This window comes from Microbulbifer maximicatervae (SeqCode) (genome assembly GCF_052466985.1).
Genome location: NZ_CP174298.1, coordinates 4744981 through 4759439, shown reverse-complemented (window position 1 = coordinate 4759439; position 14459 = coordinate 4744981). Strand labels below are relative to the sequence as shown.

Sequence of the window (14459 nt, the reverse complement as noted above, 5' to 3'; positions counted from 1 at the left end):
AATATTGCCCCTAGATTAAAAAGCAATAATTAACAAAGCAAAGGAAACATCAATCACATCGCAGACATCGACAACATGTTTAAGAACCTTATGATATTAAAAAGCTAAAACAAACAAAGTAATAAAACATCAATTCAGCTAGCCTAAAGCTTATTCTCGATCGAATTACAGCTTAAGCACTCTTTTATTTTACTTAAAGTACACCACCTCGATTACAAGCTAGCTCCTGGGTTATCTCAAACTGGTTAAGTTGATTTCACTCACCCCAACCACTTTTCTTTATTGCTGAATCTAGCATCAATACTCTTCAATCAATTTTCTGCCACCACTTGATCTACTAGTGGAGAAGAAGTAGCAGATATTGACTCCAACTATCCACTCTTTTCCTTATGATCAGCTGATACCCTTCAGAGTCGAAATCTGGTGACCTACCACCCTAAAGAGAAAGCAATATCAGGAGGAAGATCCTTGCTGTATTCCAGGTTATGGAGCCCACAGAGAGCTATTAAAGACAATTGCCCAGTATTGTCTTAACTGGGAGAGTCTTGGAGAAGTAAAAAGAACAGTAAGGGAATATTCCCTACGGGCTAAATATGTATCGGAAGCTGTAGAGGCCTTCTTAGCTCATCATAAAGCTATCAACTTGTTAAATGCTGGCCGTGCCATTGTATCCACCGTGGACGCCTCAGGAGCCACCGTCAGCTGTCTGACTGGATATGTCCAGTAATCGTTAATACCGCCCAATTCCAACAAGAAGTTTTTGACCACTAAATGCACTACCCCCCAGGTTCCTTGCCCCAACAGGTTCTCTATAGTCTTGGCTCTTTATTATCCACACAGCTTATATACAACTCTGAATATTTCGGATTGGCTACTGGCATTCAACAGATTGGTAAGGTACTGGACTTTTATGAAGTGAGAATTAAGTGAAAGGTAGGGGCTATCCGGGCGCGTCAAAAGGTACATAAGCTTGTATCAATTGTATGCGAGCGAATTACCAGACATAAAAGGGGGGCAAAGCCTCCTTTGAACTCTTTGAATGGACTGAGGCTTTCTCTCAGCTTCATGTGTGGTGGCAGAAAAATAACCTCTAGAGCGGTGGTTACGGCGCACATAGGGAAGCGCAGTAAAAAAAGCACCGTTGTAGCACCACTTCAAATTCCCGCCCCCTACTGAGGAGCCTCAACGACTGAGCGTGATGCTGAAATTTAAGCGTGGCGTCACCTACTCCAATCGACAAAGTATCGGTTTACTCAATGCTGAGCAGGAAACTCGCTTTAGGCGAAGTGATTTACAAAACATCCCAAAGGGCGCCCAGAATCACACACCCTAGAACCCTTGGTGGTCGGTAAAGTACAGAAACTCAAACCGAATAGACCGCGAAGACGACACTATGCCACTATGCATATGCGCGCTTGTAAAAATTTTCATTCGTCTTCGCTATACATACCAGAGTAAAGCCACGTTGAGAAACCGACGAATATTGCACCAACTACAAGATAGCCAATCACCCACAGCCATGGAAAAGCAAGAAGCCAATGCAGGACGTAAATTAGGACGAGTATACTAAAACTTATAGACAAGCAACTGCGTAGGGTAGGCATAATTATCCCCTGACTAAGTCAAATAGCTAGTAGTCCATATCATTTCTTGCTGAAATGACTAGCTCTCTACTTGGCCAAAATTGAGATCTAAAGCTGATCTCAGGGCTCAAGTTATATTGATTACATTGCTTTGCGTATTGAGCGGAAGAGCCGCATACAAAGCTACCAGATATCCGCAAACCACTGCTTCTTGCCACTTGGTTTGGCTGGCTTGATTTGAGTATCTGTCAGAGCCATGGTGGTGCTACCTGTTTCTAAATTGAACTAGGTAGCACCAAATGTAGCACCAGATAGCACCGGCTGACAACGAACGAGAGCGGAGGGTTACGTACCCTACAGATAGCAAAAAGCCCGGACTTACCGGGCTTTTTGAATGACTCCGAACTTCTTCGGATCTTGATGTGGTGCCCAGGGCGGGACTTGAACCCGCACGAGCATAGCTCACTACCCCCTCAAGATAGCGTGTCTACCAATTCCACCACCTGGGCAAAAATCTTTTACTGCTGTTCCTCACTTTCCTGGTTAGCAGCTGGCTCTTCTGAACCGGTGCTGTCTGCAGGAATCTGCGGGATATCGCCAGTTTCCAAATCTGTTTCGAGCTGCGGGATATCGCTATCGATAGCCGGCAGTTCTTCGGCTGGGCCAATTTGCTGCACCGCTGCTGGAATTTGCGGAAGGTCCGCATCAACGTTGGTGCCTGCACCTTGCTTAGCCAGGATGGCCAGGCCGAAACTGGTGACGAAGAATACCGTCGCAAAAATTGCTGTCAAGCGGGAAAAGAAATTTCCGCTACCTTGACTGCCAAAAACTGTCTGAGACGCGCCCGCACCAAAGGATGCACCGGCTTCGGCACCTTTACCTTGCTGCAACAAAATCAGGCCAATAATGCCCAATGCGGTCAAAACATGTACAACTAATACCAATTTTTCCATTTTCTGGAAACTCTCTACCGGGGTCTAAACAACCCGTTATTCAGTATTCGCCAGCCCGCGTGCTGTCAATTCAGACAGCAGCGCGACAAATCTCAGCAAACTCGCCGGCATCCAGCGAGGCTCCACCCACCAGGGCGCCATCAATATCTGCCTGGGCAAAAAGCTCCCTGGCATTTGCGGATTTTACACTACCGCCATATAAAATCTGTACTTCAGCGCCCAAATCTCCCAACTGCGAGCGAATAAACGCATGTACAGCTTGGGCTTCATCAGGGGTAGCAGTTTTTCCGGTGCCAATGGCCCATACCGGCTCATAGGCAATCACGGACTGCTTCCAGCCAGCCGAATCAATGATATCGGCAACCGCTTGAAGTTGTTCTGCAACCACTTCGAGAGTGCGCTCCTGCTCGCGTTCTTCAAGGGTTTCCCCGACGCAAAGTATTGGAGTCAGTCCCGCCTCTTGGGCCGCAACAAATTTTTTCGCCACTAACTCACTGGTTTCTCCGTAGAGACTACGGCGCTCAGAATGCCCGACAATAACGTAACGGGTATTCCAATCCAGTAACATGCTAGCGGAAACCTCACCAGTAAACGCCCCTTTGGGCTCCTGGCTAAGGTCCTGGGCACCCAGGCTAAAACCTCCGCTCTTTTCCGCCGCATCAGCCACCAAGCCTAGATATGGAAAAGATGGACAAACAACAACACCGGACTTCACACCTTCGAGGCCGAGTTCGGTGAAAAAACGTTCGACAAACTCGCGGCTGCCGTTCATTTTCCAGTTTGCTGCTACTAGCGGTGTTCGCATGTGTGCTCCTTCAAGGGGCGCAAATCTTAGCGACATTGACGCCAACATACAACCAAAATTATACGAGTTTCTTCTGCGCCCCAAGAGGACCGATTTACTACGGGTTAAATCGCAGCAGATCAGTTATTTCCAATTCGCTCCACTACAGAGGAAATATCTTTGGCCAGCTGTTCCACCAGAGCGCTGTCGCGACCTTCAACCATTACCCGGATCAGAGGCTCTGTGCCTGATGGCCGTAGCAGCACACGTCCGCTGTCTGCAAGCTGACGTTCTGCATCGACAACAATGGCCTTAACGTCTGTGTGATCGAGAACACCATCGCGATGAGCCAGTTGCACATTAATCATGTGCTGGGGGAACATTGTCATACGGGATTTAAGCTGATGCAAGGGCTCATCAAATTCACACAGGCCACGCAGTACCTGCAGTGCGGCAATGATACCGTCGCCGGTGGTAGATGCATCGGCACAGATAATATGGCCTGACGACTCGCCTCCCAGCTTCCACTGATTAGCTGACATTTTTTCAAGCACATGGCGGTCGCCCACTTTGGCTCTCTCAAACGGGATTTTGTTTTCGCGCAATGCGAGCTCAAAACCGTAATTGCTCATCAAGGTGCCGACAACACCACTGCAACCACCCAGGAATTTATGCTGGTGCATAGCAATGATATACAGCAGCTGATCGCCATCGACCAACTCCCCATTGGCATCGACGAACAACACCCTGTCCCCGTCACCATCAAAGGCTATCCCCAGGTCTGCACCGCGCTTAACCACGGCCCGTTGCAACTGCTGTGGTTTAGTGGAGCCGCAATCTAGATTGATATTGAGTCCATCAGGACCCGCTCCAATTACGCTGACTTCTGCTCCCTGCTCGCGAAACACCATCGGCGCTACGTGATAAGTGGCACCATTGGCGCAGTCGAGAACTATCTTCAAACCCTCAAGGGAGAAACCCCAGGGCGTAGAAGCCTTGCAGAACTCAATGTAACGCGCGGCTGCATCATCAACACGATAGGCGCGACCGAGATCGTCGGAAGTTTCCATCGGCAGCTCGAGAGCGGCTTCAATCTCCAATTCAACCTCATCCGGTAACTTGGAGCCTTCAGCGCTGAAAAACTTAATGCCATTGTCGTGGTAAGGATTATGGGAGGCGCTGATAACAATGCCTGCACCGGCATGGAAAGTCCGGGTCAGGTAGGCTATCGCCGGAGTCGGCATTGGCCCCAACAGGGCGACATCCACGCCAGCATTAATCAGGCCCGCCTGCAGCGCTGCCTCAAACATGTAGCCGGAGACCCGAGTGTCCTTACCGATAAGGATGCGGGGGCGCCGGTGGTGTTTAGCTTTGGAAATTCTTCCCAGTACCTTGCCCGCTGCATATCCCAGGCGCAGCATAAAATCGGGAGTAATTGCTCCCTCGCCAACGCGACCACGAATACCATCAGTGCCAAAATACTTTCTTTCCATAACGCTTCTCAATTGTGTACTTCGCCGCTTTTCTGTTCTGTCGGAAAACCACAACAGGACCCTGCGGCTTAAGGTCTCTGTAAGACATCACTCATCAAATTTCGCTGCAAACCAGTTGCTGCATGTGCAACACATCCACGGTTTCCGCAACATCGTGGACACGTAAAATTCTTGCGCCCTTTTGCGCAGCCAACATGGCCAGGGCCAGGCTACCGGGGAGTCGGCCATCTACATCTCGATCGAGCAGGCGGCCGATCATCGATTTCCGCGACAAGCCCGCCAGTATGGGCATATCCGCCGGCGCCAGCTGCGACAAATTACGCAACAACGTCAAATTGTGGTCGTCGGTTTTGCCAAAGCCAAAACCTGGGTCGAGAATGAGCCGGTCCCGTGTCACCCCCAGATCGATACAGAGATCGACCCGTTTCTGCAGATACCTGGCGACATCCTCTACAACATCAGTGTAAGACGGATCATCCTGCATAGTGCCGGGCTGCCCCTGCATATGCATCAGGCAGATCGCCAAGCCACTCTCAACGGCCGCTTCCAGTGCACCCGGGCGCTCCAGGGCGCGAACATCATTGATCAGTCCCGCCCCTACCGCAGCTGACTCACGCATCACTGCCGGGGTACTGGTATCGACAGAGATGATCGCGTCAAAGTTCGCTTTGATCGCCTCCACCACCGGCACTACCCGATCCAGCTCCTGCTGTTCGGTGACCGACGATGCGCCAGGGCGTGTCGATTCTCCGCCAATATCCAGGATTTTCGCTCCCTCAGAGAGCATCTGTTCTGCTCTCTGCAGAGCCAGGGTCAAGTCCAGGCTACCGGAGGCAAAGCAATTGCCACCGTCGGAAAAGGAGTCCGGCGTTGTATTCAGAACCCCCATAACCACCGGTTGGGAGAGGTCTAGGGTGTGGTTACCACAAATAATTTTCATTGGCTGAAATAAAAAATGCCGGATCGGAACAGGCTATCGCCCTATCCCCAACCCGGCATTTGGTTTTGTCCAGTTAGTCGCTTCGGAGAATCAGTGGCCGTTTAATGGGCCGCCGACGGTATTGCTCTTATCCGCCTCAGTTGAGGCCTCTGTGGTTTCAGTATCCTGGGTCGGGCTGTTTCCACCAGAGCCGAAGTTATTGTCTTCCCAGTCCCTTGGTGCACGAACTTTGCGGCGAGCCATAAGATCGTCCACCTGCTCCGCATCCAGGGTTTCATATTCCATCAGCGCATCTTTCATCGCTTCAAGAATATCGCGGTTATCTTCCAGCAGCTTTTGTGCTCGCTCGTAGCAGACATCGATAATACGGCGCACTTCTACATCAATTTCATTGGAAGTCTTGCCGGAAACCGGGTTGCCCTGACCGGGCTGACCACTTTCATCTTCGCCGTAGTGCAATGGGCCGAGTTTTTCAGACAAGCCCCACTTGGTCACCATGCTGCGCGCCAAGTCAGTGGCCCGCTCGATGTCATTGGAAGCGCCAGTCGTAACACCGTCGATACCCAGCGTCATTTCTTCAGCAATACGGCCACCAAACAGGGAGCACAGTTGCGATTCAATCGCGCGCTTGGACAGGCTGTACTTGTCTTCCTCAGGCAAGAACTGGGTGACACCCAGAGCGCGGCCACGGGGAATAATAGTTACTTTGTGTACCGGATCATGCTCGGGTACCAGTCGACCAATAATGGCGTGACCGGCCTCGTGGTAGGCGGTATTCACCTTTTCCTTTTCATTCATCACCATGGACTTGCGCTCGGCACCCATCATGATCTTGTCACGGGCGCGCTCAAACTCCTCCATGGTCACGGTGCGTCTATTGGCTCGCGCAGCAAACAGGGCAGCCTCGTTGACCAAGTTGGCCAGATCGGCACCGGAGAAACCAGGGGTACCACGGGCAATAGTCTGCGGATTCACCTTGTCGTCCATAGGCACTTTACGCATATGAACCTTGAGGATTTGTTCGCGGCCGCGAATATCTGGCAGCCCGACAAACACCTGGCGGTCAAAGCGACCTGGGCGCAGCAGGGCGTGGTCCAGTACATCCGGGCGGTTGGTCGCTGCAATAACGATCACACCCTCATTACCTTCGAAACCATCCATCTCAACCAGCAACTGGTTCAGGGTCTGCTCGCGCTCATCGTGACCGCCGCCAACGCCGGCTCCACGGTGACGGCCAACAGCGTCAATCTCGTCGATAAAGATGATGCAGGGAGCCTGCTTCTTGGCTTGGTCAAACATATCCCGCACCCGGGAAGCGCCCACACCAACAAACATCTCAACAAAGTCAGAACCGGAGATAGAGAAGAAAGGTACTTTTGCTTCGCCGGCAATTGCTTTGGCAAGCAGGGTCTTACCGGTACCGGGAGGGCCACACATCAGTACGCCACGGGGGATATTGCCACCCAGTCGCTGGAACTTGGTGGGATCGCGCAGGAACTCGACCAGCTCCTGTACCTCTTCCTTAGCTTCATCTACTCCGGCAACATCGGAAAAAGTTGTCTTGATCTGGTCTTCGCCCAGCAGGCGCGCCTTGCTCTTACCAAATGCCATAGGACCTGAGCGACCGCCGGCTCCGCCCTGCATTTGGCGCATAAAGAACATAAATACAGCGATAATAATCAGGATCGGGAAGCTGGCTACCAGAAGCTGCTGCCAGATACTCGGTGACTCAGGCTCGCGACCAACGAATTGCACATTGCTGCGAACCAGCTCATTGGTGAGTTCATCGTCGATAATCTGTGGCTGGATAGTCTTGAAGCGGCTGCCATCGGCTTTTTCGCCGGTGATTACCAGACCGTCTACGATCACGTTCTTAACTTGGCCCGACTGCACATCCTGAACAAAGTCGGAGTAACTGAGAGCCTCATCCCGTGACTGCGGTTTAAAGTTTTGAAAAACCATCAGCAGTACCGCTGCGATGATCAACCACAGTACTAGGTTCTTTGCCATATCATTCAAAGGGATAGCCCTCTCGCTTTCGCAATCAAAATCCGTTCATTCCGGCAATGCCGGCCACATCAATACCGGATAAAACCAGTATAGGTGCGGGGGGTCAACAGCCTTCGCCCCCGATACAGGTATCGCTTATACCATATGGGGAGTCAGACTAGAAATACGCCGATATTCTCAGTCGCTCTCAGCCCTTAAATCCTCGCGCCACCACGTATACTTCACGTGAACGGGGGCGGGAAGCACCAGGTTTGCGAGTTACGACACTGTTGTAGCTCCCACGCAAGTCGCGGATCAACTCGTCGAAACCCTCTCCCTGGAATACCTTTGCAACAAATGCACCACCGGGCTTAAGTACCTGCCGGGCCATATCGACCGCCAGTTCCACCAAATACATGGAGGCGGGCTGATCAACATCGCGTATCCCACTCATATTGGGGGCCATATCGGAAATCACAAGGTCTGCCAGTTCATCGCCCATGCGCTGTAACAGTTCACTGAGCACCGACTCCTCGGTAAAGTCCCCCTGGACAAAGTCCACACCGGCCAGCGGGTCCATCGGCAATACATCTGACGCCAAAACCTTACCTTTGTGCCCTACCAACTCCATCGCTACCTGGGACCAGCCCCCTGGAGCCGCACCCAGGTCGACAACAGTCATTCCCGGCTTGAATAAGCGGTCCTTATTTTGTAGCTCCTGCAGCTTGTAGCTGGCACGGGAGCGATAGCCCTCTTTTTGGGACTGTTTGACGTAATGGTCATTAAAATGTTCACGCAGCCAACGGTGGCTGCTCTTAGATCGGCCCATCGGGTACAATGCCTACAATCACTACAGCTTAATTGTAAGAGCGGCCACTGGCCGTGATCGGGTCCGCCGAACAAACGCTGGCGACGATCGCGGTCTGTGGCCGCTCCCACATCGAATTCCACAAAGTGGTAATGGAGTATTGTATGCCTTTAACCGCCGACCGCAAAAAAGCTCTTCGCTCTCTAGGTCACAACCTGAAACCTGTCGTGACCGTAGCCGGCAATGGGCTGAGCGAGGGGGTGATGGAAGAACTGAACCGCGCACTCGAAGACCACGAGCTGATCAAGGTCAAACTGATGATCACCGACCGGGAAGTACGCCACCAAATCGTTGGTGAGCTTTGCGAAAAATCCTCATCCGAGCTGGTACAGGAAATCGGCAAGATTGCCCTGATTTTCCGTGCGGCGCAGAAGCCGGATATTCGCAAGTCCAACCTGCTGCGTTAAACAAAAAGGGGAGCTAATGCTCCCCTTTCTTTTCTCAACCAGTGGAAACAGGCTTACACATCACAGGCAACTCCCAGGATTCTCCATTGGACAGTCGCCTCAACCAGCACTTCTCACCATTGCCGACTAATTGAAACTTGATCGGCCGCCCCATATCCCGGCCAATCAGAGCCATCTTTTTGGGATCATTCTCAATCACCAAAATAGTATCGTCCACAAACACCCTCGGGCCTAGGGTCACATTAACCCCGCCCAGCGCTTGCGAAACTGCCACCTGCAACTTGCCCTGAATCTCCGGGCTCGTTTCCTGTAACAGTGCCGGTTGTGCAGTTTCAATATTTTGCTGGGAGGAGCAGCCAAGACACACCAATGCAAAACCACAAAGTTTAGCCAAAGCTGCCTTTTTCATTTTATTTCACCATTATGCGGTTACTGCGAGAGACTTCCTTGGTCACTCGTGCATTGAAAGCGGGGGCACCCTCGCTTTCACCGGAAATGGAGAATGCGCTAACCGCAATATCTCCACATTCGCCAGTCTCAATGTAATTCAACGCAGTGGCAAACCGCGCTTCATCAGCATCACCCAGGAGATTGTCAAAGTCATCCCCAATCACACACCCGGGCAAATCGGCATCAGTTCCATAATTACCATTGGGTACAAAACCATCGGAGTAATCGCCAAAGCCTTTTGCATTCACACCGGAGAACTGAATTGTGAAGTAAGTAGTGCCACAGTTATCCAGGGGGTAAAAACCGTAAGGCTTACCGCAAGTAGTCTCACCGATCTGAATAACTTCTACATCAATTCCGCGCAAGCCATTGATAATGGCCTCACTGGCTGAGCAGGTATTTTCACTGGTTAAGACAAACAGTCGCGACAGGTTTAAAGTCGGCAATTCTTCCCCGTATAAAGACTCATCAACAAAGCCCAGACCGGTCGAGTAGAATGGAGTCCCATCCAATGGCGCTCCGGTAACAGGGTTTGTTTCCGGGTGTTGATCATTAAATTGGGACGTTTCAAATACCTGTCCCGCAGTATTATCACCTGCGATCATATAAGCTAACTCTGCAGCGATATCGAGGTAACCACCACCGTTATAACGAAGGTCTAGTACTAAATCGTCAACAGACTCAGACTCAAGCTCGCTGACAGCATCAATCAATTCCGCTTCGGCTGTCGCAATATGATCATTGAACAACATATATCCGACTTTGCGGCCCGAATTTGTGTCCACCGTTTTAACATATTGAACAGGATCTGATTGCACTGGTGATGCAACCAAAGTGACAGTCTCAATCGTTGAAGAACCCAAAGGTCTTATTTCAAATACATGGGACTCACCATCGTTTTCCGGCCACATACCGTAATTTAAGGTATCGACATCATCACCATAAGCCAGGTCAACGCCGTCCACACTGATAACTTCTGCACCGCGGGTGATAATATCCGGCAGATTACCACCGTTTTCCTCATCCAGATAAGCGACTACCGCTTTACGTGGCGGCTTATCGGAAAGTAGGGCCCACTGGACACCATAACCAACGTACACACCAGATTCAGTTTGTGAATACCACTCATCTGACGGAACCGTATAATGGAAGCGGTCCTTTTCTCGACCGGAGGGAGTTAGAGCGAAAGTTCTTAGCTCTTCGAAATAAGCTAAAGAATCATCGAAGCTCGCTGGATCCTGGTCTTCAATCTCGTCGTACCATAGGTAGAGCTCATTACTCATTGAGCGCAGCCAGTTATTCTCGTCCTCGCGGGTGCCCGCTACATCAGCATAAGCTGAACCCGTTGCTGGGTCTGTGCCACTGCGGGGAGCAACACACCGGCTCGCATAAGTTGAGACAGGCAGAAAGTTATCCTTTTCCCAAGTGCCGCCAACGGCAGTTGGCGTCTCAGAACCATCTCCACTATCAGAGTCAGAGCTACCTCCGCCTCCCCCACAGGCTGCCAAGCCTAAAGCTCCCAGAGTAACAACCCCTGCTAAAGCTAGCTTACGTAGACGGATTTCCATCCCCAAACTCCTATTAACCTTTTTATTAGTAAAGATATGTAAAGCGGTGGAGCCTACCACTATTTGAAAAAGGGTTCGATAACCAAGTTTTTCATCAAAAGAAATTGCTAAACCAAAATACAGAAAGGCCTGAAGAGGCACATCACAATTTGTACCCCACCAGGCCTTTCAGTACAAAACAGGTTAATTACTATTAATAACCCGAGTCAGCAACTAATTGCCGACTTTACCCAAAACCCCCTGCAAACTATCTTTTGCATCACCGAACAGCATGCGTGAGTTTTCTTTGTAAAACAGCGGGTTAGCAACTCCCGCATACCCGGAAGCCATAGAGCGCTTAAGGATAACAACCTTACCAGCCTTCCAAACTTCCAATACCGGCATGCCTGCGATAGGCGAGCCCGGTTTTTCCACTGCATCCGGGTTTACCGTGTCGTTAGCACCGATCACCAAAACCAAATCTGTAGCGGGAAAATCTGGATTAATCTCATCCATTTCCAGAACGATATCGTAGGGCACATTAGCCTCAGCCAAAAGCACATTCATATGTCCGGGAAGACGTCCAGCTACCGGGTGAATACCAAAGCGCACTGTTTTGCCCGCTTTTCTCAGACGATCGGTCAAGTCACTAACCGCCTGCTGTGCATGGGCTACCGCCATTCCGAATCCGGGAACAATAATGATACTGTCCGCCGCATCCAGTTCATCCGCAAGCTCCTGTTGATCAATGGCAATTACTTCACCATCGACTTCCTCATCGGAAACTTCACCACCATCAGAGCCAAATCCACCGAGAATAACGCTGATAAAAGAGCGATTCATTCCCCGGCACATGATGTAACTCAGGATGGCACCGGAAGAACCCACCAAGGCGCCCACTACAATTAACAGGTCATTGCCCAGCATAAATCCGGTAGCGGCAGCGGCCCAACCGGAGTAGCTGTTTAGCATGGATATAACCACCGGCATATCAGCGCCGCCAATAGCCGCCACAAGGTGAATACCTAACAGCAATGCAATTGAGGTCATTAACAGCAAGTTAATAACCGTACCCGCATGCACATCTGCCGGTACAAACAACACACCTAGAACAATACAGGCCAAAATGGCAATCAAGTTAAGCCAGTGCCGGGCCGGTAGCATTAATGGTTTCCCGGAAACCAATCCCTGCAACTTACAAAAAGCAACCAAAGAACCGGTCAGGGTAATTGCCCCAATAAATACACCCAGGTATATCTCAGTGCTGTGGACAACATGAGCAGCCCCGTGTAACTCCACAACCGGGTCGAGGAAACCGCCCCAACCAATTAATACCGCAGCCAGGCCGACGAAGCTGTGTAGCAAAGCCACCATTTGTGGCATTTGAGTCATAGCCACACGCTTGGCTAGTGCCAAACCAATCACCGCACCGACGATCATGGCGATGGCGACCATCCAGTAAGCCCCGGCGGCCACTCCAGCAATAGTGGCGATAATGGCAACTGCCATTCCCACCATGCCGTAAATATTTCCCCTGCGCGCAGTTTCGTGACTGGATAAACCTCCCAGGCTCAAGATAAACATCACTGCCGAGAAGAGATAAGCCATTGCAATCATACCGTTCATCACTCTCTCCTCCCCTTACCGGCGAAACATTTTCAACATACGGTAGGTCACAAAGAAACCACCGAATATATTAATACTGGCCACCAACACGCCGATGAAAGCAAGCAGGCTCACCAAACCCGAATTGGCAATTCCAAGCTGTACTAATGCACCAACAACCACAATGCCGGAAATTGCATTAGTAACACTCATTAGCGGAGTGTGTAGCGCATGGGTAACATTCCAAATCACTTGCCAGCCAACAAATATTGCCAGGACAAATACGGTAAAGTGCGAGACGAAATCAGGAGGTGCCACACGACCCAACCACAACAATAAGATTGCCGCGATCGCCCAAAATGCAAAAATAGATACGGGAGATTTTCGTTTCTCAGCTTTCTCCTCAACAATTTTCACTTCTTCAGTAGCTTTCGCCGATGGCTTGGGCTGAGCAGAAATTTTGGGTGCGGGTGGAGGCCAGGTAATCTCACCGGATTTAACCACTGTGGCACCACGAATCACTTCATCATCAAAATTGAGATTAATCTCACCATCTTTTTCTGGAGTTAGCTCCCCAAGCAGATGAGCAAGATTGGTTGAATACAGGCGCGAGGATTGTGCTGCTGCTCGACTGGGCAGATTGGTATAACCAAGAATAGTGACGCCGTTCTGCTCCACTTTTTTATGAGCCACTGTATAGTCACAGTTACCGCCCATTTCTGCTGCTAAATCCACGACGACAGAACCTTTAGGCATACTGTCGACCATATCTGCAAGCCATAATTTCGGGGCTGGTTTCCCCGGAATTAAGGCAGTGGTGATCACAATATCCACTTCTTTGGCCTGCTCGCGGAACAGTGCCATTTCAGCATCAATAAATTCCTTCGACATCACCTTGGCGTAACCACCGGAGCCCGAGCCTTCCTCCTCAATTTCTACGGTGAGGAATTCAGCCCCCATGGACTCCACTTGCTCACGTACTTCAGCGCGGGTATCGAAGGCCCGCACTATAGCTCCCATGCTTTTTGCCGTACCTATTGCAGAGAGCCCCGCTACACCAGCACCAATAACAAGTACTTTTGCCGGGGGAATTTTTCCTGCTGCCGTGATCTGTCCGGTAAAGAAGCGACCAAAATTGTGGGCAGCCTCCACAACCGCACGATAGCCGGCAATATTTGCCATGGAGCTGAGCGCATCCATTTTTTGCGCGCGGGAAATTCTTGGAATCGACTCGACCGCTAGCGCATTGATATCGCGCTCGGCAAGCTTCTGTAGGAACTCGGCATTTTGTGCCGGCTTCAGAAAGGCGATCAGCGTAGCCCCTTTGGGAATCAGGGCCAACTCTTGATCAGTTGGTGCTTGTACTTTTAATACTATGCCCGCATCAGCCAGGCACTGTTGCATATCCTCACGGATTTCTGCACCGGCTTCAGCATAAGCTTCATCAGTAAAACTGGCCCTGTTACCAGCCCCCTTCTCCACCGCTACGGAAAAACCCAAATCGCGTAATCGTCTTACGCTATCGGGAGTCGCTGCAACACGTGCTTCTCCCTCTGCGGTCTCTCTAGGTATGGCTATAATCACCGCCGTGCCCCTCTTAGTTGATTTTATGAACTTACAGCTACATCTACCTCAAAAAGTATTGGATTGCCCAATTTATAAACAGATCGAGTGTAAACGTCGTCAAAGGGGATGAAAAGGGGGATAACCTGATAGCCGTAATTGGTGAAATTAATAAGACTATATATCCTGAATTGGCTATATAGACCTGAGAGAAATAAGCAAAAATTAGTCTCGCTCGAAACCTTTTCCCTGAAGTTAAATTGCTATTTGTTTATCC

The 14459-nt window shown here is 50.5% G+C and carries 11 protein-coding genes and 1 tRNA gene; 1 reads left to right on the top strand and 11 read right to left on the bottom strand.

Annotated features, from left to right (window positions below; translation table 11 throughout):
* Window positions 1-2006: 2006 nt before the first annotated feature.
* The 7 genes from ACJJI3_RS20945 to rlmE form a co-directional block, all read right to left on the bottom strand.
* Window positions 2007-2092 (bottom strand) — tRNA-Leu (locus ACJJI3_RS20945).
* A gap of 9 nt (window positions 2093-2101) precedes the next feature.
* Window positions 2102-2536, bottom strand: coding sequence for a preprotein translocase subunit SecG (gene secG, locus ACJJI3_RS20940; RefSeq protein WP_413663227.1), 435 nt, complete (start codon window positions 2534-2536; stop codon window positions 2102-2104).
* Window positions 2537-2606: 70 nt separating this feature from the next.
* The gene (gene tpiA / locus ACJJI3_RS20935) at window positions 2607-3341 is read right to left on the bottom strand and encodes a triose-phosphate isomerase (protein ID WP_444940822.1); all 735 of its coding nucleotides are present in this window, start codon (window positions 3339-3341) and stop codon (window positions 2607-2609) included.
* A 119-nt stretch (window positions 3342-3460) separates the two neighbouring features.
* Entirely contained in the window at window positions 3461-4813 is a 1353-nt protein-coding gene (gene glmM / locus ACJJI3_RS20930) for a phosphoglucosamine mutase (protein ID WP_282931361.1), read from the bottom strand.
* 94 nt (window positions 4814-4907) lie between these two features.
* Complete coding sequence (gene folP, locus ACJJI3_RS20925; RefSeq protein ID WP_444940821.1) at window positions 4908-5753, bottom strand: dihydropteroate synthase; 846 nt, start codon at window positions 5751-5753, stop codon at window positions 4908-4910.
* 90 nt (window positions 5754-5843) lie between these two features.
* Window positions 5844-7763, bottom strand: a complete 1920-nt coding sequence (gene ftsH, locus ACJJI3_RS20920; RefSeq protein ID WP_444896163.1) for an ATP-dependent zinc metalloprotease FtsH — start codon at window positions 7761-7763, stop codon at window positions 5844-5846.
* A 187-nt stretch (window positions 7764-7950) separates the two neighbouring features.
* Window positions 7951-8571, bottom strand: coding sequence for a 23S rRNA (uridine(2552)-2'-O)-methyltransferase RlmE (gene rlmE / locus ACJJI3_RS20915; protein ID WP_444940820.1), 621 nt, complete (start codon window positions 8569-8571; stop codon window positions 7951-7953).
* Window positions 8572-8714: 143 nt separating this feature from the next.
* Between rlmE and yhbY the strand changes: the two genes are divergently transcribed.
* Entirely contained in the window at window positions 8715-9017 is a 303-nt protein-coding gene (gene yhbY, locus ACJJI3_RS20910; RefSeq protein ID WP_444940819.1) for a ribosome assembly RNA-binding protein YhbY, read from the top strand.
* A gap of 34 nt (window positions 9018-9051) precedes the next feature.
* Here yhbY and ACJJI3_RS20905 read toward each other — a convergent pair whose 3' ends face one another.
* The 4 genes from ACJJI3_RS20905 to ACJJI3_RS20890 form a co-directional block, all read right to left on the bottom strand.
* Window positions 9052-9426 (bottom strand): hypothetical protein, encoded by a 375-nt coding sequence (locus ACJJI3_RS20905; RefSeq protein ID WP_444896162.1) that lies wholly within the window; start codon window positions 9424-9426, stop codon window positions 9052-9054.
* 1 nt (window position 9427) lies between these two features.
* Complete coding sequence (locus ACJJI3_RS20900) at window positions 9428-11035, bottom strand: S41 family peptidase (RefSeq protein WP_444896161.1); 1608 nt, start codon at window positions 11033-11035, stop codon at window positions 9428-9430.
* A 213-nt stretch (window positions 11036-11248) separates the two neighbouring features.
* Window positions 11249-12640, bottom strand: coding sequence for a Re/Si-specific NAD(P)(+) transhydrogenase subunit beta (gene pntB / locus ACJJI3_RS20895; protein WP_413663233.1), 1392 nt, complete (start codon window positions 12638-12640; stop codon window positions 11249-11251).
* A gap of 15 nt (window positions 12641-12655) precedes the next feature.
* On the bottom strand, window positions 12656-14203 hold the full coding sequence (locus tag ACJJI3_RS20890; protein ID WP_444940818.1) for a Re/Si-specific NAD(P)(+) transhydrogenase subunit alpha: 1548 nt from the start codon (window positions 14201-14203) through the stop codon (window positions 12656-12658).
* Between the last annotated feature and the right edge of the window lie 256 nt (window positions 14204-14459).